General features: G+C 40.9%; 22 protein-coding genes. 14 read left to right on the top strand and 8 right to left on the bottom strand.

Annotated features, from left to right (window positions below):
- Window positions 1-134: 134 nt before the first annotated feature.
- Window positions 135-1,550, bottom strand: coding sequence for a methylenetetrahydrofolate reductase C-terminal domain-containing protein (locus FTU13_RS13760; RefSeq protein WP_180128647.1), 1,416 nt, complete (start codon window positions 1,548-1,550; stop codon window positions 135-137).
- A 284-nt stretch (window positions 1,551-1,834) separates the two neighbouring features.
- Here FTU13_RS13760 and dusA point away from each other — a divergent pair, with 284 nt between their 5' ends.
- Window positions 1,835-2,866 carry a tRNA dihydrouridine(20/20a) synthase DusA gene (dusA, locus tag FTU13_RS13755; protein ID WP_180024574.1) on the top strand — a complete coding sequence of 344 codons (1,032 nt, stop codon included), beginning with the start codon at window positions 1,835-1,837 and terminating at the stop codon, window positions 2,864-2,866.
- 118 nt (window positions 2,867-2,984) lie between these two features.
- Here dusA and FTU13_RS13750 read toward each other — a convergent pair whose 3' ends face one another.
- Both FTU13_RS13750 and coaBC read right to left on the bottom strand, forming a co-directional pair.
- Window positions 2,985-3,506: a hypothetical protein gene (locus FTU13_RS13750; protein WP_180128648.1), complete on the bottom strand. Its 522-nt coding sequence runs from the start codon at window positions 3,504-3,506 to the stop codon at window positions 2,985-2,987.
- Between the two features lie 389 nt (window positions 3,507-3,895).
- A complete protein-coding gene (gene coaBC / locus FTU13_RS13745) occupies window positions 3,896-5,167 on the bottom strand; it encodes a bifunctional phosphopantothenoylcysteine decarboxylase/phosphopantothenate--cysteine ligase CoaBC (protein WP_180128650.1) in 1,272 nt (423 codons plus the stop codon).
- 112 nt (window positions 5,168-5,279) lie between these two features.
- On the opposite strand from coaBC, the gene radC reads away from it, so the two are divergent.
- Entirely contained in the window at window positions 5,280-5,981 is a 702-nt protein-coding gene (gene radC / locus FTU13_RS13740) for a DNA repair protein RadC (RefSeq protein ID WP_180116424.1), read from the top strand.
- Window positions 5,982-6,056: 75 nt separating this feature from the next.
- Window positions 6,057-6,968 (top strand): bestrophin family protein, encoded by a 912-nt coding sequence (locus FTU13_RS13735; protein WP_078191309.1) that lies wholly within the window; start codon window positions 6,057-6,059, stop codon window positions 6,966-6,968.
- Window positions 6,969-7,048: 80 nt separating this feature from the next.
- Here the strand turns inward: FTU13_RS13735 and FTU13_RS13730 are convergent, their stop codons facing one another.
- A complete protein-coding gene (locus tag FTU13_RS13730) occupies window positions 7,049-7,900 on the bottom strand; it encodes a PHP domain-containing protein (RefSeq protein ID WP_180128651.1) in 852 nt (283 codons plus the stop codon).
- Window positions 7,901-7,944: 44 nt separating this feature from the next.
- On the opposite strand from FTU13_RS13730, the gene FTU13_RS13725 reads away from it, so the two are divergent.
- The 4 genes from FTU13_RS13725 to mnmC are packed head-to-tail and all read left to right on the top strand — an operon-like array spanning window position 7,945 to window position 11,401.
- Window positions 7,945-8,556, top strand: a complete 612-nt coding sequence (locus FTU13_RS13725; RefSeq protein ID WP_078191311.1) for an inner membrane-spanning protein YciB — start codon at window positions 7,945-7,947, stop codon at window positions 8,554-8,556.
- Window positions 8,557-8,584: 28 nt separating this feature from the next.
- A complete protein-coding gene (locus tag FTU13_RS13720) occupies window positions 8,585-8,887 on the top strand; it encodes a YciI family protein (RefSeq protein ID WP_078191312.1) in 303 nt (100 codons plus the stop codon).
- A 5-nt stretch (window positions 8,888-8,892) separates the two neighbouring features.
- Entirely contained in the window at window positions 8,893-9,408 is a 516-nt protein-coding gene (locus FTU13_RS13715; RefSeq protein ID WP_078191313.1) for a hypothetical protein, read from the top strand.
- Between the two features lie 37 nt (window positions 9,409-9,445).
- Window positions 9,446-11,401, top strand: a complete 1,956-nt coding sequence (mnmC, locus tag FTU13_RS13710; protein ID WP_180128652.1) for an FAD-dependent 5-carboxymethylaminomethyl-2-thiouridine(34) oxidoreductase MnmC — start codon at window positions 9,446-9,448, stop codon at window positions 11,399-11,401.
- A gap of 35 nt (window positions 11,402-11,436) precedes the next feature.
- Here the strand turns inward: mnmC and FTU13_RS13705 are convergent, their stop codons facing one another.
- The gene (locus FTU13_RS13705; RefSeq protein ID WP_078194202.1) at window positions 11,437-11,751 is read right to left on the bottom strand and encodes a rhodanese-like domain-containing protein; all 315 of its coding nucleotides are present in this window, start codon (window positions 11,749-11,751) and stop codon (window positions 11,437-11,439) included.
- A 92-nt stretch (window positions 11,752-11,843) separates the two neighbouring features.
- On the opposite strand from FTU13_RS13705, the gene FTU13_RS13700 reads away from it, so the two are divergent.
- The 3 genes from FTU13_RS13700 to FTU13_RS13690 all read left to right on the top strand — a co-directional run bounded on the left by FTU13_RS13700 (window position 11,844) and on the right by FTU13_RS13690 (window position 13,496).
- Window positions 11,844-12,332 (top strand): YajQ family cyclic di-GMP-binding protein, encoded by a 489-nt coding sequence (locus FTU13_RS13700; RefSeq protein WP_078194203.1) that lies wholly within the window; start codon window positions 11,844-11,846, stop codon window positions 12,330-12,332.
- Between the two features lie 27 nt (window positions 12,333-12,359).
- Entirely contained in the window at window positions 12,360-12,863 is a 504-nt protein-coding gene (locus FTU13_RS13695; RefSeq protein WP_180128654.1) for a DUF4442 domain-containing protein, read from the top strand.
- Between the two features lie 132 nt (window positions 12,864-12,995).
- The gene (locus tag FTU13_RS13690) at window positions 12,996-13,496 is read left to right on the top strand and encodes an ester cyclase (RefSeq protein WP_180035982.1); all 501 of its coding nucleotides are present in this window, start codon (window positions 12,996-12,998) and stop codon (window positions 13,494-13,496) included.
- Between the two features lie 66 nt (window positions 13,497-13,562).
- On the opposite strand, the gene FTU13_RS13685 is transcribed toward FTU13_RS13690, so the two are convergent.
- The 3 genes from FTU13_RS13685 to FTU13_RS13675 are packed head-to-tail and all read right to left on the bottom strand — an operon-like array spanning window position 13,563 to window position 15,332.
- On the bottom strand, window positions 13,563-13,982 hold the full coding sequence (locus FTU13_RS13685; RefSeq protein ID WP_078191328.1) for an acyl-CoA thioesterase: 420 nt from the start codon (window positions 13,980-13,982) through the stop codon (window positions 13,563-13,565).
- 21 nt (window positions 13,983-14,003) lie between these two features.
- Window positions 14,004-14,435 (bottom strand): thioredoxin TrxC, encoded by a 432-nt coding sequence (gene trxC / locus FTU13_RS13680; RefSeq protein ID WP_078191319.1) that lies wholly within the window; start codon window positions 14,433-14,435, stop codon window positions 14,004-14,006.
- Entirely contained in the window at window positions 14,436-15,332 is an 897-nt protein-coding gene (locus FTU13_RS13675) for an alpha/beta hydrolase (protein WP_180128655.1), read from the bottom strand.
- Between the two features lie 124 nt (window positions 15,333-15,456).
- On the opposite strand from FTU13_RS13675, the gene FTU13_RS13670 reads away from it, so the two are divergent.
- The 4 genes from FTU13_RS13670 (at window position 15,457) to FTU13_RS13655 (ending at window position 19,067) form a co-directional block, all read left to right on the top strand.
- Entirely contained in the window at window positions 15,457-15,792 is a 336-nt protein-coding gene (locus FTU13_RS13670; RefSeq protein WP_111885430.1) for a TIGR01244 family sulfur transferase, read from the top strand.
- Window positions 15,785-16,207 (top strand): beta-lactamase hydrolase domain-containing protein, encoded by a 423-nt coding sequence (locus tag FTU13_RS13665; RefSeq protein ID WP_180128656.1) that lies wholly within the window; start codon window positions 15,785-15,787, stop codon window positions 16,205-16,207. The genes FTU13_RS13670 and FTU13_RS13665 overlap by 8 nt, the downstream gene beginning before the upstream one ends.
- Before the next feature lie 203 nt (window positions 16,208-16,410).
- Complete coding sequence (locus FTU13_RS13660; protein ID WP_180128658.1) at window positions 16,411-17,610, top strand: hypothetical protein; 1,200 nt, start codon at window positions 16,411-16,413, stop codon at window positions 17,608-17,610.
- An 83-nt stretch (window positions 17,611-17,693) separates the two neighbouring features.
- Window positions 17,694-19,067 carry a dihydrolipoyl dehydrogenase gene (locus FTU13_RS13655; RefSeq protein ID WP_180128663.1) on the top strand — a complete coding sequence of 458 codons (1,374 nt, stop codon included), beginning with the start codon at window positions 17,694-17,696 and terminating at the stop codon, window positions 19,065-19,067.
- Window positions 19,068-19,285 lie beyond the last annotated feature (218 nt).

Raw genomic sequence — 19,285 nt, 5'->3', positions numbered from 1 at the left:
TCTGCTGTTGATCTTAATTGTTTCTTTCATCTTTTTCATTTTTTTATACGACTATTCGTCTGATTTTTAGAATGATTAGCGCTTGAAAGATTCACCTTTATGAATGTTTCAGACTGAATAATGCTTTAAGTGAATTAATGTTCTGTTGGTGGCGATGTCGGTGGAACGAACCAGTTTTTCCAAGAACTACTGTGCCGAGTTTCAATTGCAACGGTAGGGATGAGCTCTTGCTTCAGCATTTTTTCTTGACCGACGGCTTTCGCCAACCGCGCTTTGACCGAGTGTATACACTCACGGTCTTCAAACTCACAGCGGTCAAGGTTGGAACCACCACAAGGTCCATTGGCTAATCCTTTGGGACAGGTTTCAGGACAAATATATAAGGTTTCACCTAAACGACATTGTCCGCAACTTTCACAGCCCACGATGCCATGTTTACTGATAAATTCTGTTTTCAGCAAGGCCGCATCAGCTTTCGGTTTTTGCCATAATTTGGCCGAAAAAATATAAGATCCCGCCCCTTTGGCCAGTTTTGAACTAAAAAATAACTCATGCATGACATGCATACTTTTATATTTCAAAACCTGTTCAACTGGAGCCTTATGGTTATTTGCGCCCGTCGGTTGGAAGTTCACCTCAACACTAGAGCGCCAAAGCATTTTCCATTTTGCTAAACATTGTTCAAACGTTAATGTGGCAAATTGCAGAATTGCTTTTTGCAACTTCTCTTGTTCTTCTGGTTTATGGCAAGCCGACAAATGAACCCCTGCATAGCCCAATTGCTGACACATTAAAATTTGTAAGGCACAGCGGTCATAGACATTTTGTTCAGCTTGTATGACATCAGTTTGCTGTTCTTGTTGCAAAAAATTTAATACATCTGCTGAAAGCACGATGCCTGCAACTTTTTGCTTGGCCATAAAACGGGCACGGGCAAATGTCAGCGGCATGACACAAGCCAATACAGGTATACGTGGATAATATTGCTGCATGTAGCGTTGGTAACTAATCAACACATCCATGTCAAAGCCCAACTGTGTAATCACATAGTCAGCGCCAGCTTGAATTTTTTTATTCAGTTTAAAATACTGCGCATCCTTTTCTGCTTCTGCATATTTAAAAGGATTAAATGCTACCCCTAAATAAAACCCGCCATAGTCTTTGGCTGCCATGACTTGATTGACAGACTCTAAATAACGGCTCCGTAGAGTCGGATCATTTGCCCCATCCTGATGCTGCTTGAGTTTATCACCACTGAGCAAAAGTAAATTCTCTACCCCGTGCTGCTGAGCATCTTTCAGAAAAGTTTGAAAATCTGAGATATCTCGACCTTTCCCCGAATAATGCAGAATTTTTTCAATGCTTTGAGGGTAGTCTTGCATTGCTTCTAAAGGAGCAATATCCGTGTCACTTTGTACTCGGTCAGCCAATGTCATGCACACAGGAAAGCCTGCAAATGTCGTTGGGACACAATGCGGTTTTTGCGTCGTTAGATATTCAAACGAGATACAAAACTGGCGTTGCAATAGATATTGGGAAAATAAAGACATAAAGGCAGGCAGTTAAATCTGCTGAGAAACCATACAATAAAGTTTATAAAATTATAGATTAATCACATAAAAATTTAAATTACTTAAGCAACACTTCCGACTCTTTCTAGCCTGACCTTGAATTCGTCACGCTAGCAAGACCATGTCCCAAACCACAATTTATGCTAATATTGCGCGCGTCTTGAAATGCGGTTTTTTTCATCGTATTTCGGACTGCTTTTGTAATTTTTTCACCATTTTCCATTTCGTTCTTCCATCTTGTTCTTTTAAGGCGTGTTTTTTTAATGACTGATCTCCAACCCATTGAAAATAAACTTCAACCACGAATCAGTGTTGCGCCAATGATGGATTGGACGACTCGTGACTATCGTTTCTTTGCACGTTTGTTTAACCCTAATGTGATTCTCTACACCGAGATGGTCACCACAGGTGCGATTTTATTTGGTGGTGCGAATCGTCATTTGGACTATAACAACGAAGAACACCCGATTGTGTTACAGCTTGGCGGTTCAAATCCTAAAGATTTAGCAACTTGTACCAAGATGGCACAGGACTGGGGCTATGATGAAGTGAACCTCAATGTCGGCTGTCCGAGTGACCGCGTTCAGAACAATAAAATTGGCGCATGCTTGATGGCAGAGCCTGATTTGGTTGCAGAATGTATTACTGAAATGCGAAATGCTGTTGATATTCCAGTGACCGTGAAACACCGCATCGGGATTGATGACATGCAGTCTTATGAAGAAATGCTGCATTTTGTTGATACGGTTGCAAAGACTGGCTGTAACAATTTTATCGTGCATGCTCGTATTGCCCTGCTGCAAGGTTTGTCGCCAAAAGAAAACCGTGATGTGCCACCTTTACGTTATGAAGATGTTTATCGTCTGAAACAAGAACGTCCAAATTTATTGATCGAAATTAATGGCGGGGTGAAAACCTTTGCTGAAACACAGCAACATTTACAACATGTTGATGGCGTGATGATTGGTCGTGAGGCTTATCACAACCCCTACTTATTGGCTGAGATCGGTCAGCTTTGGGATCTCGAATTACCTAACCGTTTCGATATTATCGATCAGATGCTGCCATATATTGCGAAACGCATGGAAGAAGGTGCGCCACTTTCTATCATTACCCGTCATATTTTAGGTTTATTCCAAAACCTACCGGGTGCTCGAAAATGGCGTCAGGCTTTAAGTGGTGGCAATGCCAAAACCTTTGCCGATGTGGAAAATGCCATCCAAAATATTAAGGATGCAATGCAACGTACAGAAGACTATTTACGTGATCATCCTAAAGTCGTTTTAGAAGATTAATCTTCTAAAAGTAAAAGCCCACTATTTTGCGGGCTTTTTTATTTTCATGTCTCACAAAGTACGTGTTTAGCAACATCGTCACAACTCAGCTAAATCATCTAAACAGTCACATCATTGCTCAATGACTATTGACCGTAACGTTCCCTTTGGGAAAAGGTTCATCATCATAGCCAGTCCATTGATAATCGGATGGATCTTCTTCCTCACGCAAACCCACGTAACTCTCAGGCGTCGATTTAACAAGTTCAATTTCCTCGGTTGGTTGTTCCAATTCTTCAACCAAATGATTCAACTCTTGATCTAACTGCGCCTGATATTTTGCAATTTCAGCTTCGTCAATGAAGGCAAATTGTTCTTCATCTATTTTCCATGCATAGCCTTGCAAATCTTTGTAAATCTCAACCAAAACAGTGTAAGGCTGACCATCGTATTGCAACGTCGCCTGAGCCTTAAAGCTTAATCCCTTACGCTCTAATACTTTTATATTTTGAATCCGTAAATGGTACTGCCGATAATCTGGATTCTGATCAAACTCGTGCTGCATCTGCTGCTCAATCTGCCGAGATAATTCATCTGTCGAGACAAAATAACTACAACCAGCCAAACTCAACAGTAAAAAAATGGTGAGCCATCGAAACATATTGCATCCCCCATGATGCATTTATTCTTGATGAAAAAGTCAGACCGATCACAGATTGCGATCCAAACATTCCTCATTGTTTGCTTCATAATAGCCAATAAAACACACAGTACAAGCCAAATTATCAAGATTTCTCAATTTTATATTTAATTTTGATATCAATCACTTAAATTGCATTTTTGCTGTTTTAAAACACTGACAGCCTTGGTCTCTTGCTGACATATTTTTGTTGAAAATGACCATTTTGGTAGTAGTTTCCTAACCTTCATATTTTCAACATGAAAACGATTCCATTGTGAATTTTCAATATAAATCCTGAAATAAAACATCGTAAAGGCGCCATAAAAAATCCCCGAACATTGCGGGGATTTTTAAGGAATCAACTGAAATTATTCATCGTCCATTTCAGGCTCATGATGTAGCGCATCATGTATGGCTTCCACCAATTGCTGTGCAATTTCTTGTTTTGACGCCTTCTCTAAATCACGCTTTTCCATTTGATATTGATCGGCGAAGAACACGGTCATGGCATTTTCGTCTGAAGCAAAGCCAATGTCTTTACGTGAGACATCATTGCACGCAATCATATCGAGTTTTTTCGCCACAAGTTTGCCTGCAGCATACTCTTCGACATTGCGTGTCTCGGCGGCAAATCCCACCATAAATGGACGTTTTGACTGCTGCGCAATCGTTGCAACGATATCTGGGTTTTTAATTAATGCCACATTGAGTTCATCACCAGCTTTTTTGATTTTATGCTCTGCAACTTCTGCCACGCGATAATCCGCAACAGCTGCTGTTGCGATAAAAATATCACAGCCTTCATCTAACATTTGCAGACTGGTCTCTAACATTTTAATTGCAGACTGCACATTAATCCGTCGTACACCATTTGGTGTATCTAAACTTACGGGTCCTGCGATCAGCGTTACTTTAGCCCCAGCTGCATAACAAGCCGCTGCCAGTGCGAAACCCATTTTACCTGTGCTGTGGTTGGAAATATAACGTACAGGATCTATCGACTCACGTGTTGGACCGGCTGTAATCGCCACATGTTTGCCTGCAAGCATGCCAAATTTTTCAGCAATAGCTCGCTGTGCTTGATGAAAATAGGCCGTCACTTGATTCGCTAAATCTTCTGGCTCAGGCATACGCCCTAAGCCCACATCACCACAGGCTTGAGAACCGGCATCGGGCATGATCACATGTACGCCATCTTCAACCAGTGTATTTAAATTACGCTGTGTCGCTTTGGCTGCCCACATTTGCTGATTCATCGCAGGGGCAACCCAAACGGGTGCTTTTGTTGCAAGATAAAGTGTAGAAAGAAGGTCATCTGCTAAACCCGCCGCAAATTTTGCCAGCGTGTCGCAACTTGCAGGAGCAACCAATACCAAATCAGCCCAACGTGCCAATTCAATATGCCCCATGCCCGCTTCTGCTTCGGGATTGAGTAATTCGGTATGCACAGGGTTGCCTGAAAGCGCCTGAAACGTTAACGGGGTCACAAAGGCTTGCGCACCTTGAGTCATCACCACGCGCACATCAAATCCGGCATCTTTTAATCGACGGACAAGAATGGCACTTTTATAGGCTGCGATACCACCAGTGACACCTAAAAGAATATTTTTTGTGGGCATTACACTTAAATCAAAGCTCACGAACAGGCTACCTATCTGTTGCAGTGGCGCTCACAATAGCATTAAATATGCACTGACCCAACAATCTGCTGTGAAAAAGCCGATTGACTGATAATAAAAAAGTCTAAGAATAATGAATAATTCAATTAAAAATTGGCCTGAACAAGAGCGCCCACGTGAGCGCCTGATTCAACAAGGCGCACAAAGTTTATCCGATGCTGAGCTACTGGCTATTTTCCTACGCTCTGGTTCCCAGCAGCACTCTGCTGTCGAACTCGCACGACTCCTGATCCAACATTTTGGTCAGTTGCAAGCGCTAATGAATGCGTCACTTGAGGATTTGCGTCAGTTTCATGGCATCGGAAACAGTAAATATGCGCAGCTCATGGCGGTAAAAGAACTCGGTAAACGCTATGTGAGTCAACATTTTCAAAATGAAGCCTTGCACTTGCAACACTCTGAACAATTACAAAATTTTCTTCGCTTTGAATTTTTAGCGGAACGTCAAGAAGTCTTTGGCGTGCTCTGTCTAGATGCGCATTTAAGAAAAATAAACTTTAAAAAACTTTTTTATGGCAGCCTCAATACCTGTGAAATTTCCATCAATCAACTGCTGCGTTATGCCATTTCTGAACACGCCAGCAGTATTGTCATTGCACATAATCATCCTTTCGGTCGTGCAGAACCCTCTGCTGCCGATCTGGAATTGACTCGACTCATTCAGCAGGCTTGTCAGCTGGTGGAAATTCGACTGATCGATCATTGCATTATCTCAACAGAAGGGAGTTTTTCCTTTGCTGAACATGGCTTGCTCCAAGCACACTCATCTGCATGAAACAGTTATTGACAAGTGCTTGAGCAAACCCGAAGATCATCATAATTTTTTAAAACTAGAAATTATCATTCGAACATGATCGTCCGTGACCAACCGAGTATTTTTAAACTGCTATTTTCTTGGCGAGGAACGATTTTACCTAAGGTTTTACCGCCGCTCGGGATCGTTATGTTGCTGTCTGCCATTGTGGGCGGCTTATCCTATGTCGATATCTTCCATTTTACCGAATTTCCTTTGGTCGGCTTTACCCTAATCGGTGTTGTGCTGTCGATTTTCTTAGGCTTTAAAAACTCAGCCTGCTATGACCGTTGGTGGGAAGCTCGGCGTTTATGGGGCATTTTGATTGCCAACGCGCGACATTTTGACCGTGACTGCCGTTTACTCAGTCAAGGTCGTCGTGAACGTGTGATTCAACATGTGATCGTCTTTGCCAACGTTTTACGTGACCGACTCCGCCATCAAACCGCCAATCCCACTGAACTGGTTGAAACCAGCGGCATGAGTGCGAATGCCATCACCCAGTTATACCAACAGGCCAATGCCCCGCAGTACACATTGAGTTTGATTCAATGGGAGCTGATGCAGGCGCTCAAAGATGGTGAAATTTCAGATATTATTTATACCCAGATGAATCAGCATGTGATGGAACTCAGTACCGTACAAACCGGCTGTGACCGTATTGCCACTACGCCATTACCGTTTGCTTATTCGGTCTTGCTGAATCGAACCGTTTATTTTTTCTGTTTTGTCTTACCCTTTAGCTTGGGTTCTACTTTAGGTCTTGCGACCCCCCTTTTGGTGGGGATTTTGGCCTATACCTTTTTAGGCTTAGATGCACTAAGTTCAGAGATTGAAGAGCCCTTCGGTACACAAAGCAATGACCTTCCTTTGGACTCGATGGTGCGTACTATTGAAATTGAATTACTTGGGACTTTAGGAAAACCCACCCCACCACCGATTCAAGCCAAAGATCATAATTTACTGTAATTGATCAATGGGTCTAAACCCTCGCTTACATAGCTTTGCGTACACTTTTTTGTACATCGAAAATATGTAAGTGAGAGCATTTAAGCAAAGCTCTCCCAGATTCCAACTTGCCCCTCTTTCACTCGAGGGATATTGCCGAGTTTAATCCACGGCATATTGTCACCATGAAAATCACTGCCAACAGAAACTTTTAAGTTAAAGGCAGCAATCATACGATCTACCATTTGACGAGTCGATAATGGCTCAATTGCCGGTGGTAACTCCACGGCATCACCACCCGCTTCAGCAAAGATTTCAATCAAATAACGAATATTGGTCGCAGATAAATCATATCGCGTTGGATGCGCCAACACCGCAAAGCCACCACTGGCATGAATCACCTCAATGGTTTCAGCAAGACTCGGACCTTCAAATTTTACAAAGGCTTTTTTGCCTTCTTTAATATATTTATCAAAAGCTTGTTGTGGACGTGAAACTACCCCCTTTTCCACCAAAGTTTTGGCAATATGGGTACGTGTTACCCGATCTGGAATATGTTCGACCTTGGCAATCACATCGCTATAAATATCTTGACCAATTAACGGTATCAGTAAGTCACAAATCTGCCGAGCACGTTCCGCTCGAATACGCTTTTGATCCATTAATAAGGCTTGTAAGGGCGCAGGATTTTGCATATTTAAAGCGACGATATGCACACCATAACTTTTTTTGGTCGCAGGTCTCGACCACTGGCTAGAAATCTCCACACCAGAGATTAATTGCAGCTTTAATTCATGCGCAACCTGCTCTGCAGCCAACAATCCGTCCATCGTATCGTGATCAGTCAAAGCCAGCGTATGAATTCCAATAGCACTTGCAGCCTGCACCAGAGCCTCTGGTGACAAAGTACCATCAGAAATATTACTGTGTGTATGTAAATCTACGCCTTGCATCTCTATACTATGTCATTTATTTGATCAGATTTAGATACTCTAACATGAAAGCACTTTTAGACTTTGTGCCACTCATTATTTTCTTTTATTTATATAAAACTGTAGATCCAAAAGATACGCAGCACCCATTATTACAATTAATTGGTTCTGCTGGGGGTGTCGATAACAATAACATTCTTGTGGCAACATCAGGTCTCATCATTTCCATGCTTGTGGTTTATGGTGCATTGTTTGTCATGCAAAAATTCCGTCTAGATAAACAACAATGGATTGTGTTGTTCATGACCGTGATTTTTGGTGGTATTACCCTGATGCTAAGCGATGATTTTTATATTCGTTTAAAAGCCGTTTTACTGAACTTAGTGTTCGCAGGGGCATTTTTACTTTCTCCACTATTTAGTAAAGATAAGAAACCACTCATCGAACGTTTATTTGGTCCAGTCTTAAATTTAACCGCTGTCGGTTGGAAACGATTGAACTATGCTTGGGCTGCAATGTTCGTGGTGATGTCATGTTTACACACCTTTTTCGCTTATTTGTTTGCAGACGGAAAATATTGGGGTGAATTCACTGCTTTTGGTGACATGATCGTGATGTTTTCCTTTATCATTATTCAGTTTATTGTATTACGTAAATACTTTAAGACCTCAGAATAATCCATTCGGTCAAAAATCAGGAAAAGTCATGCCATTATTCGTCGTAAGCTGTACAGATAATGAAGGTACAGTGGAAAAGCGCCTTGCGGTTCGTCCTCAACATCTTGAACGTCTACAAAAACTTGATGATGAAGGTCGTCTGATTGTTGCAGGTGCAATGCCTAAAGATCCGGCAAACCCGCAAGCTGGTTTTTATGGCAGTACGATCATTGTCGATTTTGATAGTCGTGAAGCCCTAGACCAATGGTTGGCAGATGAACCTTTCCTCAAAGAAGGGGTTTATGGCCAAATTGATGTCAAACCATTTAACAAAGCATTTCCTAAAGGATAAGGTTCATGCGCGTCGTTGTTTCTAGTTTACTGGGCTTATCTTTAATTTGTTCAACTGCATGGGCTGAAGAACCGGCTCCTGCACCTGCTGTAGCCCCTGCTGCTCAAGCAACGACTGCAACACCTCCTCCAAATCCTGTGCCGCATACCATTCCTGCCAATAAACCGGGCATCATTAAAGTGGCGGCAACCGTCAATCCTAATGGTCAACCTCAAGATGCAAATCCATTGACCATTGAGCAATTGGCAAAAAATAAAGCGCTACAAGATGCCAAAGTCAAAGCGATGGTCAAAGACCAATCTGTACGCTTACAACAGTTAGAAAAAGCTAACCTTGAAGCCTTGGCGCAAAACCAAGAATTACAACTTAAAAATGATAGCTTGGGCGTACAAGTACAAGTGCTACAAAGTGAACGTAGCGCGCAGATGTTTTTATATGGCGGGACCACACTTGGTGTTGGCGTGATTTTAGGTTTCTTGTTGGCCAGTTACGTCTATACCAAACGTCGTCGTCAATGGTAATTCGTTTTTCTACTTCAATTTAAAGGTTGCTTGAGTTTTGTCAGGTGCAATTCAGACTGCCGATCTCGATTGGCAAATGATCGATGGCATTGATATTCCAGTGTCTAAACAGTTTGGTGATGTGTATTTTTCGAAGGATAACGGCCTCCTCGAAACACGTCATGTGTTTTTAAAAGGGAATGACCTCGACACTCGCCTTGCGGCACTGACTGATTTTGAATATTTCAGTGTCGGCGAAACAGGTTTTGGTACAGGCTTAAATATTTTGGCCTTGTGGCAATTATGGCAACAGGTTCGTCCAGATAATCACAGTCATCTGCATGCCATTTCTGTAGAAAAATTCCCTTTATCTAAAGTAGACCTCATTCGTGCATTAAATGCATGGCCTGAATTACAACCTTTGGCACAACAACTGATTGCGCAATATCCTGAACCTATTGCGGGATGTCATCGACTCAATTTTCCAGAAGAACGTTTTTCAATTGATCTTTGGTTAGGCGATGCACACGACGTTTTTCCCGTCATGGCAAAAACTGCTACGGTCAATGCATGGTTCTTGGACGGTTTTGCACCCGCCTGTAATCCTGACATGTGGGAAGAAAACGTACTCAAAAATATCGTGCGTCTATCAGACATTGGGACGACCTTCTCCTCATTTAGTGTGGCAGGTGTACTGAAACGCGGCTTACGTGAGCATGGTATTACCATTACACGACCTCGTGGCTTTGCTCATAAGCGTGAAATGCTCAAAGCTTTTTGGCTCGCACCTGAAAAGTTAGATGATCAATCCGTAGTTGCTGACATACCCACTTTAGACGAAAAAAAAAATTCTGAAATCACTGTAGGTCATAAGCCCCGTCAAATCGCGATTATTGGCGCTGGCATCGCCGGTTTAAGCTGTGCTTGGGCATTTGCTCAACGCGGGCATCAAGTGCGTATTTACGAGAAATCAGCACCACTCAGCGGTGGATCGGGTAATCCTCTTGCCCTACTCAACCCTAAACTCTGTCCAATTGAACAAAGTGCTGAGCATCTGATGACCCTGAGTTGGTTATATGCGCTCAAGCATTATCAAAACTTCAAGGCATTTCGTCCCTTACAGATTCACCAATCTATTTTAAAAAATAAAGCAGAGCACCTTGATTTAGCTCAAGCTTATCCTTCAGAGGTATTAGCTGCTGAAGAAGGCACGCTAAATCAATTAGCCTCAACATATCCAACCTTGCTCCTCAAACAAGCAGGCGCAGTCAGTCCACATCAGCTTCGTGACCAAATCTTGGCGCATTCACACATTGAGTTGTTACAAGCAGATATTCAACGCATTGAGCAGCAACAAAATGGCGTTGCGCTATTTACACAGGATCAGCAGCTTCCATCTGCCGAGCATGTCATTCTCTGTGCTGCACGTGAGAGCATGCAGCTACAAACAGATTATCCAGAACTGCGTGCCATTCGTGGACAAGTCAGTTGGTTGAACAATCCCGCTCAACAAATGGATATGCATACCGCCTATAGTTATGGGGGCTATTGTATGCAACTAGATGCCGAACAGATGATTATGGGCGCGTCATTTTATCCCGGCCGTGATGACACCGACGTTCTCACAGAAGATCATGTGCATAACTATGAACTTATCCACAGTGTGTTCCCTGACTTTGCCAAAACCTTAGCACCGATTGAGCAATGGCAAGGACGTGCCGCAATTCGCGCACAGACAAAAGACTTTTTCCCAGTAATTGGTGCAGTCCATGAAGATCAGCACATTTATAGCTGTAGTGGACTCGGTTCCAAAGGTTTCCTGTATGCACCGCTCTGTAGTGAAATCATTGCCGCGCTGGTCTTAAAAGAAGCCTGCCCTATTCCAACACAGCTACTCGATAAAATTCATGCAGCACGTTTTATACGACGCGCCAAAGCCAAACAAAAAACTAAGAAGCCTTATTTTCAGGGTCAGATGCCGTCATCTCCACCTCAAAAAAATAACCTGCAATAAAAAAAGCGCCTTTCGGCGCTTTTTTTGATTCGATCTCATTTCCCTTGTTCCAAAGGAAGACCGGCATCACGAGCAGCACGCGTGCCGCCCATTAATATTACATATTCACGTGAGCTGTCAAAACCCTCTAGTAACTCTGCTGCACGTGGAGCTTTACTTCCACCACCACATAAAATGTAAATGGGTTGATCCGTTGACACCTGAGTCAGTGCATCTGATGACAATGCGTTGATCGGTCGGTTAACCGCACCTTTCACATGTGCTTCAGCATAAGCACTTGCATCGCGAACATCCCAGATAATCGAGTCTTCTGGGAACTCAAATGTTGTAATTTCTTGTTTACGGATCATTGCGCACTCCTTTTGATGTAAACAACACTTGGCAAATGAAGAAAACATCCCTAGCATCTCAGATATTCTTTCCCTTTGTAAAGGTCTAATCTATGCCTTCTTTTGATATTGTTTCCGAATTAGAAGTTTTTGAAGTAAATCATGCAGTTCAAAACACGCAAAAAGAAATTGCGACGCGTTTTGACTTCCGTGGTCAAGACGTTTCAATTGAGTTAAATGAGAAAAATAAGGAAATCAAAATCTCAACAGAAAGCGATTTCCAATGTGAGCAAGTGTATACCATGCTCGAAAATCATTTCTTCAAACGTAAAGTTGACATTCAAGCACTCGATCCACAAAAAATGACGGCTTCTGGTAAAAATGTCATTCAAGTGATCAAACTAAAAGACGGTCTTGACTCTGATACTGCAAAAAAAATCAATAAAGCCATTAAAGAAAGCGGCATTAAAGTGCAATCTTCTATTCAAGGCGACAAAATTCGTGTGACTGACAAGAAACGTGACACTTTGCAACAAGTGATGGCGTTCTTAAAAGAGCAACAGTTTGGTGTGCCGCTTCAATTTAATAACTTTAAAGACTAAGGCATTACATTTGCCATAGAGGACGACATGACACGACCAAACCGCCTACATAAAATCGTAAACGCATCATCTAAATTACCGAAAGGTCTTCAGAGTCGTTTGCTCAGTCAAGCATTTGGTCGTGTCGTGCCCATGGTTGGAACAGCTAAGATCCAATATCAACATGTCAGCCCTGAGCGTGTTGAGGTGAGCATCGCCAATCATAAGGCGATGCAAAACCATATCGGGCAAGTACATGCCTGTGCCATGGCGCTGATCGCAGAAACAGCCACAGGCTTTGTCACAGCAATGAACGTCCCAGACAGTGCCATTGTCCTGATTAAAAGCTTCAAAGTTGATTTTAAACGTCCAACCCAAGGTGGGATGAAAGCCATCGCAACGCTTACACCCGAACAGCAACGACAAATGCAAAGCACAGAAAAAGGTGAAACATTAGTACAGGTCTTAGTCACCGATGAATCTGGTGAAGCACCGATTCAATGTGAAATGCTTTGGGCTTGGGTGGCAAAATCCGCTCTGAAAAATAAATAAATGTAAATAAAACTTACTTTTAGGTAAGTATAAGCTTTACCAAATTTCAGCAAAATCAAGACTGTTTTTTACTATTTATACGCCGTAATTCCGCTCAATATGCTTGCACGACACAAATATATTGAGCACTTTATGAAAAAAATCATTCCCCTTTCATTCATCAGCATGGCGGTGTTTTTAACTGCTTGCCAAAGCACAATTCCTGCAACGCCAACGACTTCAAATCAAGCGGCTGATAGCAATATTCAAACCAGCCAAGCAGCAGAAAATAAGAAAATCGTGATTGATTTTTATGAAGGTGTCTTTCTTAAACATCAAGTTAAGACATATGCTGACCGATATATTGGCAATCAATATATTCAACATAATCCGCATGTACCTGATGGCAAAGCGCCTTTTGTCGATTATTTCATCCAGTATTTTAAACAAAATCCTGAAGCAAAAAACCAGATCAAACGTGCCGCTGCCGAAGGTGATTTGGTCTATTTACATGTGCATTCTACGCAAAATAAGCAAGACCGTGGAGAAGCCATTATTGATATCTTCCGTGTTGAAAATGGCAAAATTGTTGAACATTGGGATGTGCAACAAAGCATTCCTGAAACCAGTGCCAATTCAAACACGATGTTCTAATTTCTTGGTCACTATTCATAAAAAAGCCACTCGATTGAGCGGCTTTTTTATTGCGTCTAACTTTAATTAAGCTTGATCTGCAGCAAATTTAGCTTTTGCATCCGCAGGAATTTGACGCTTAGCACCTTTCACATCCACAGCGACAAATGTAAATACACCTTCGGTTACGCGAATTGGATCACGTGAACTGTCGTGACTATCCCAAACTTCAATCTGCATTTGGATAGAGGTATTACCCACTTTTAAAATTTTGGTATATACACTGATGACATCCCCGACTTTCACTGGAACGAGGAAGGTCATTTGGTTAATTGAAATCGTTGCACAGCGTCCTTGACTGAAACGCTCTGCGTGAATTGCACCGGCCAAGTCCATTTGTGACACGATCCAACCACCGAAAACATCACCACTCCAGTTGGTGTCTGCAGGCATCGCGATGGTTTGTAGGGAAAGCGTTCCTTCAGGTTTTACATGAGTTTCTGACACTTTAGCTCCTGGCGCTGACATTTATTGAGGTAGATTTAACTGCTGGTTGAGCCATTGTTGTAACTCACCAGCACGCATTGCACCACTTATTCTAGCAATTTCGTTGGTTTTATTCATCAAAACCAGTGTAGGAATACTACGAACATTAAATGCACCGCTCAATCGAGGGTTTGCTTCGGTATCAATTTTGGCAAAAACCACCTTCGGATTTGATTTTGCAACTTGTGCAAAGTGTGGCGCCATCATCTTACATGGTCCACACCATTCAGCCCATAAATCGATCAGCACAGGTAAATCACTATTGCTAATAAAGTTGGCAAAGTTCTTTTCATTCAACTCGATGGGCGCCAATGGAATCAATGCTTGATGACATTGACCACATGCAGGTCCAACTTCGAGTTTTTCTTCAGGTACACGGTTTTTTGCACCACATTCAGGACACACAACGATCATTTAGCTGACTCCAACATGTTGATGTAAAAATTCTAATTGGGTTGCCATGGCTTTTTCAAACCATTGCCCATGATAAATATCAAAATGTTGCATTTCCCACTCATAATACTGCACATACGGTGCAATATTGGTCGCAGTTTCTCGGCTTGATTCAATGGAAATCAAATTATCTTCTTTGGCTGCAATAAAAAGTACTGGTATGCTAATTTTACGGACATCCAAAATTGGACGATAACGAATTAACTTAAAAAAGGCCCGAGCCGGAATTTCGCCACTCCAATAAAAATCAGGATTGACAATCGATAAATAGCCCGCATAACTGTCTTCAGACTGTAAAAAACATAATCGATGTGGATCGACTACAGGCAAAGTCGTTGGGCTCATCCCAACTTTAGACCCCATATAGTCCTGACTCGATAATTTTAACGCTTTAGGTAATTGCTGTAAGGGATACAATTTTGCACTTTCAGCGCCGTCGACAAATGGGACTTGTACCATCACCGCTTTAATATTTTTAAGCTCTGCCGCCAAACTAAGTACATAGCCACCACTCAGCGATGTTCCCCATAATACAATGCGTCTCGAATCAATCGATTTACGCTGCTGTAAATGATCGATCATGGTCCGCCAATCTTCAAGTTGAGCTTTAAGATTCACCAACTCTCTCGGACGCCCTGTGCTGCCCCCCCAATAGCGATAATCAAACAACACAACAGCATAGCCCGCTTGTACAAAGCGCTTGGCATATTGCACTAATTTAAATTGGCGTAATGCAGCCAAACCATGCGCCATGAGAATGACTGCAGGTTTTTCAACAGATTTTGGACGATAAAAGTCAGCAGCTATAACATCTTGTCCGCTTTTGACATACAGTGGTTCGACTGTATAGGCGTGCATACGCGCTCCATTGCGTTATTTTATGGTTGTAATCGCTTATAAAAATTTAAGAACATTCTGCTCAAGTTTGTGCTTAATGCTATCATAAAGCATAAATCTATGAATTAAATTATGGAGTGACTCAATGAGCGAAAATGTTGGTTTTGCAGGTCAAATCGGCCCAGAACATGTAGCGCAAGTGGTTGAAAAAGGCTTTAAATCGATTATCAATAACCGCCCTGACATGGAAGGTGGTCCTGAGCAACCAACCAGTGCTCAAATTGAAGAAGCAGCTCGTACCGCTGGTTTAGATTATGTTCATCAACCGGTTGTTGCGGGTCAAATTTCTGAGCTAGATGTCCGTAACTTTGCGAATCATTTTAATGAATTGCCAAAGCCTGTTCTAATGTTCTGCCGTACAGGTAACCGTTCAAATAATCTATATCAACTAGCAAAACAGATGGATCTTTTGGATGACTAAGGCTTTCATTCAAAAAGCTTTATTGATCGCAACATGCATCTTTTCGGCACCCACATTTGCTGATAATAACAGTCAGCCCTTAAATGCAAATTTAAGTGTCTCTGGACAAATGACCACAGATAAGTTTTCAAGTTTACTCAAACGACTTAAATTTAAATCTGTAATTGTGAATCGACCAGATAATGAGGCGGGCAATGAAGTGACTGTTTTACAGTTACGAGGCATTGCGGAAAAGTCTCATGTGAGTGTTGTGTATCAACCTGTGCAAAGCGGTAAAATTTCTCAAACAGACGTGAAAGAATTTGCCAAATATTATAATGAGCTTCCTAAACCCATTTTGATGATTTGTCGTAGTGGCTCTCGTTCGACAGCTCTTTTCAATCAAGCTAAGGCTCAAGGTTTGCTCAATGACTAAATTCGTGTTTGTAGTTTTATTTACAACGTTGTTGCTAACAGGGTGTAATTCTATGAATGTACGTCCAACCGTTGGTGTAAGTGTCGGGACTGCACTATAAAATGACGAATATAAAGATGGCGCTATTTGCGCCATTTTTTATGTGTGGTATCTTTACGCAATATAACTTTTTCTATACATAAATAACTATTTTGGGGTACTTCATGAAATTCGTTCAAGGGACACTTGTACTTACTTTAGCAACGATACTTACTGCTTGTGGTGGTGGTGGTAGTGATGGATATTTTAATAACGAAGGAACAGATTCTTCTAATCAAAACAATAACAATGGTGGTACAACAACCCCAGCTGAAACAGCAAAAGCACAGTTAGAAATTTTAAAACGTGAAGGGCAATATTTATTCGGTAATTATGATCCTAACGATGCATCAACAGCAAAAGGCTATATTGATCATTCAATGGATACATTTGCACAAGGCCCATTACAATTAAGTTTAGATATTAGAAAAATAAACTTAAACTCATATAAAAATACTTATCACTACAGAGATAAATGTTTCTATTTAAGTAAAACTGACTATAGAGCATGTTATGTTTTTATTGGCGAAGATATTAAAAATATCTTACCGGGTTATGACAACTGGGATTTCGATATTACAGCTAATGATCTAAAAAACATCAAATTACAACATGATGAAGTGACACCAAACTTAGAAGAATATGAATCCAATACTCGCATTTACGTATTTGAAAATGAAAATGGAGATAAAAATTTCCATGATGTAACAATTACTGGTGCATTTGCTTATCCATTTCAACAGTCTTGGGGAATACAACAAACTCAACAAAAAAGGTTTGTTTTAATAAATGGCAATACAAGCGACTATAAAATTACAACAACAGCAATAGTTACGGATCCAGAAACTGGTGATGATATTGAACGTGAAGTAACAACAGGTGCTATCAGTATTTACAAAGATCTCTCTTCTCTCGATGGAGATTTATACAATATTCAATCTGGATCAGGATTTAATGTATTAATTAACGATAACCCAAATATTCCTTTTGCAGAACCAATTTCATTCGTATTAAACTCAACACCAGGTACCACAAGTTCAGCAAGTTATCGTGTGAAAGCTTCAGGTGAACAAGAACTAATTTTACCTAGCATCACAACAATCGATGGGACTCGAGTTGAGAATGAAGCCTCTAGTTTAAATAGCCAGACATTTACTGGAAGCATTAAATTAACAGGGACGAATATTTTGAAATTTAAACAAGCTACAAGTGGTAGTCTTAGTTTTGAACATGCTATTAATGGAATAACATTCAAAGGTTCATCTACTAATAATGCAGGAACTGTAAGTACAAGTTTAACATTACCTTCTGGTATTAAATTTTAAGTGTAAAAAAATGCAATTAAACCCTCTATACTGAGGGTTTTTTTATATATTAGATCTAAACTCATGAAATGAAGCATATCCAAATGTACGACATCATCATTATCGGTTCAGGAACAGCAGGCATTTCAGCCTATAAAGAAGCAATTAAAAAAACACAAAATCTTCTTATCATTAATGATGGGCCTTGGGATACTACCTGTGCACGCGTTGGTTGTATGCCAAGTAAAATACTTATCTCTACTGCCAACCGTATGTACGAAATAAGACATGCAGATAATTTAGGACTAGATGTCAAAAGTGAAATTGATACCTCTAGCGTCATGCAACATGTTCAAACCTTACGTGATCGTTTTACAAGAGCCACGTTAAAAGATGTTGAAAGTTGGCCAAGCCAACATAAAATTTCAGGTAAAGCTGAATTTATTGATTCAAATACCATTCAAGTAAACAACCAAACATTTAAAGCCAAGTCATTTATCCTTGCTGTAGGTACAACTCCTGCTATAGATGCTGAACAAAAACAAATATTAGGCGATAAATTAATTACATCAGATCAGATATTTGAATTAGAACAACTCCCTAAATCAGTCGCAGTTATTGGAAGTGGTGTCATCGCTTTGGAATTAGCGCAGGCTTTAACACGCCTCAATGTAAACACTACAGTTTTTGCACGTAGTCGAAAAATTGGCTCACTGAGTAGCCCTATATTGCAAAAGCTCGCACAGGAAGAATTAAGTAAAGAGTTAAAGCTAAAGTTTGAAATTTTACCTGAACATTATGCTATTGAAAGCGATCTAGTTCATTTAACCTATACTGAAGAAAACGTACAAAAGTCGCTACAAGTTGACTATGTCTTAGCTGCAACTGGCAGACGTACATTATTAAATACATTAGGTTTAGAACGTGTAAGTGCGGAATTTAAAGATATTAAAAATTTGCCAATTAACCCACATACAAAGCAACTTGCAGATTATCCTATTTTTATTGTCGGCGATGCACATACCAGTACCCCTATCCAACATGAAGCAGCTCATGAAGGTAAGTTTGCAGTACAAAACTGTTTAAACTTTCCACAAATTAAACCCATCAAGACGCTAACACCTCTAGGCATCTTATTTTCTACACCACAAATGGCAACCATTGGGCAAAGCTATAAGCAACTACAAGATAAAAACACAGAATTTGTCATTGGTTTTGTTTCTTATGAAAAACAAGGTCGTGCGATTGTTGCTGCTAAAAACAAAGGGGCTACTGAAGTATATGTGGATACAATCAGCCATAAACTATTAGGAGCTGAGCTATTCTGTGCAGAAGCTGAACATTTAGCACATTTATTAGCTTGGATGATTTCAGAAGAACTAAGCATACATGAAATTTTGGATAAGCCTTTCTATCATCCAACTTTAGAAGAAGGGTTAAGAACAGCATTAAAGCATGCACGACGTCAGTTAAGATAATTTTATCGTTCTATGTAAACTTATAGCGTTGGATATCCAACGCTTAATTTCCGTATCCCCCTCTATCTTTTTCCTTTCCCTTTTTCTTCGTGCATAAAAAAACACCCCCTGAAATATCAGGGGGTGTTTCGAATAATGAGCTGGCGATGACTTACTCTCACATGGGTAACCCCACACTACCATCAGCGCTAAGAGGTTTCACTTCTGAGTTCGGGAAG

The organism is Acinetobacter sp. YH12064 (genome assembly GCF_013419735.1).
Taxonomy (GTDB): domain Bacteria; phylum Pseudomonadota; class Gammaproteobacteria; order Pseudomonadales; family Moraxellaceae; genus Acinetobacter; species Acinetobacter amyesii.
The sequence above is the reverse complement of the archived record's forward strand: the minus strand, read 5'-3'. Positions and strand labels throughout refer to the sequence as shown.

Excerpts from the sequence above, each read along its gene's own strand:
- FTU13_RS13760 (WP_180128647.1), bottom strand. The coding sequence starts at position 1,550 with ATGTCTTTATTTTCCCAATATCTATTGCAACGCCAGTTTTGTATCTCG.
- dusA (WP_180024574.1), top strand. The coding sequence starts at position 1,835 with ATGACTGATCTCCAACCCATTGAAAATAAACTTCAACCACGAATCAGT.
- FTU13_RS13750 (WP_180128648.1), bottom strand. The coding sequence starts at position 3,506 with ATGTTTCGATGGCTCACCATTTTTTTACTGTTGAGTTTGGCTGGTTGT.
- radC (WP_180116424.1), top strand. The coding sequence starts at position 5,280 with ATGAATAATTCAATTAAAAATTGGCCTGAACAAGAGCGCCCACGTGAG.
- FTU13_RS13735 (WP_078191309.1), top strand. The coding sequence starts at position 6,057 with ATGATCGTCCGTGACCAACCGAGTATTTTTAAACTGCTATTTTCTTGG.
- FTU13_RS13730 (WP_180128651.1), bottom strand. The coding sequence starts at position 7,900 with ATGCAAGGCGTAGATTTACATACACACAGTAATATTTCTGATGGTACT.
- FTU13_RS13725 (WP_078191311.1), top strand. The coding sequence starts at position 7,945 with ATGAAAGCACTTTTAGACTTTGTGCCACTCATTATTTTCTTTTATTTA.
- FTU13_RS13720 (WP_078191312.1), top strand. The coding sequence starts at position 8,585 with ATGCCATTATTCGTCGTAAGCTGTACAGATAATGAAGGTACAGTGGAA.
- FTU13_RS13715 (WP_078191313.1), top strand. The coding sequence starts at position 8,893 with ATGCGCGTCGTTGTTTCTAGTTTACTGGGCTTATCTTTAATTTGTTCA.
- FTU13_RS13705 (WP_078194202.1), bottom strand. The coding sequence starts at position 11,751 with ATGATCCGTAAACAAGAAATTACAACATTTGAGTTCCCAGAAGACTCG.
- FTU13_RS13700 (WP_078194203.1), top strand. The coding sequence starts at position 11,844 with ATGCCTTCTTTTGATATTGTTTCCGAATTAGAAGTTTTTGAAGTAAAT.
- FTU13_RS13695 (WP_180128654.1), top strand. The coding sequence starts at position 12,360 with ATGACACGACCAAACCGCCTACATAAAATCGTAAACGCATCATCTAAA.
- FTU13_RS13690 (WP_180035982.1), top strand. The coding sequence starts at position 12,996 with ATGAAAAAAATCATTCCCCTTTCATTCATCAGCATGGCGGTGTTTTTA.
- trxC (WP_078191319.1), bottom strand. The coding sequence starts at position 14,435 with ATGATCGTTGTGTGTCCTGAATGTGGTGCAAAAAACCGTGTACCTGAA.
- FTU13_RS13675 (WP_180128655.1), bottom strand. The coding sequence starts at position 15,332 with ATGCACGCCTATACAGTCGAACCACTGTATGTCAAAAGCGGACAAGAT.
- FTU13_RS13670 (WP_111885430.1), top strand. The coding sequence starts at position 15,457 with ATGAGCGAAAATGTTGGTTTTGCAGGTCAAATCGGCCCAGAACATGTA.
- FTU13_RS13665 (WP_180128656.1), top strand. The coding sequence starts at position 15,785 with ATGACTAAGGCTTTCATTCAAAAAGCTTTATTGATCGCAACATGCATC.
- FTU13_RS13660 (WP_180128658.1), top strand. The coding sequence starts at position 16,411 with ATGAAATTCGTTCAAGGGACACTTGTACTTACTTTAGCAACGATACTT.
- FTU13_RS13655 (WP_180128663.1), top strand. The coding sequence starts at position 17,694 with ATGTACGACATCATCATTATCGGTTCAGGAACAGCAGGCATTTCAGCC.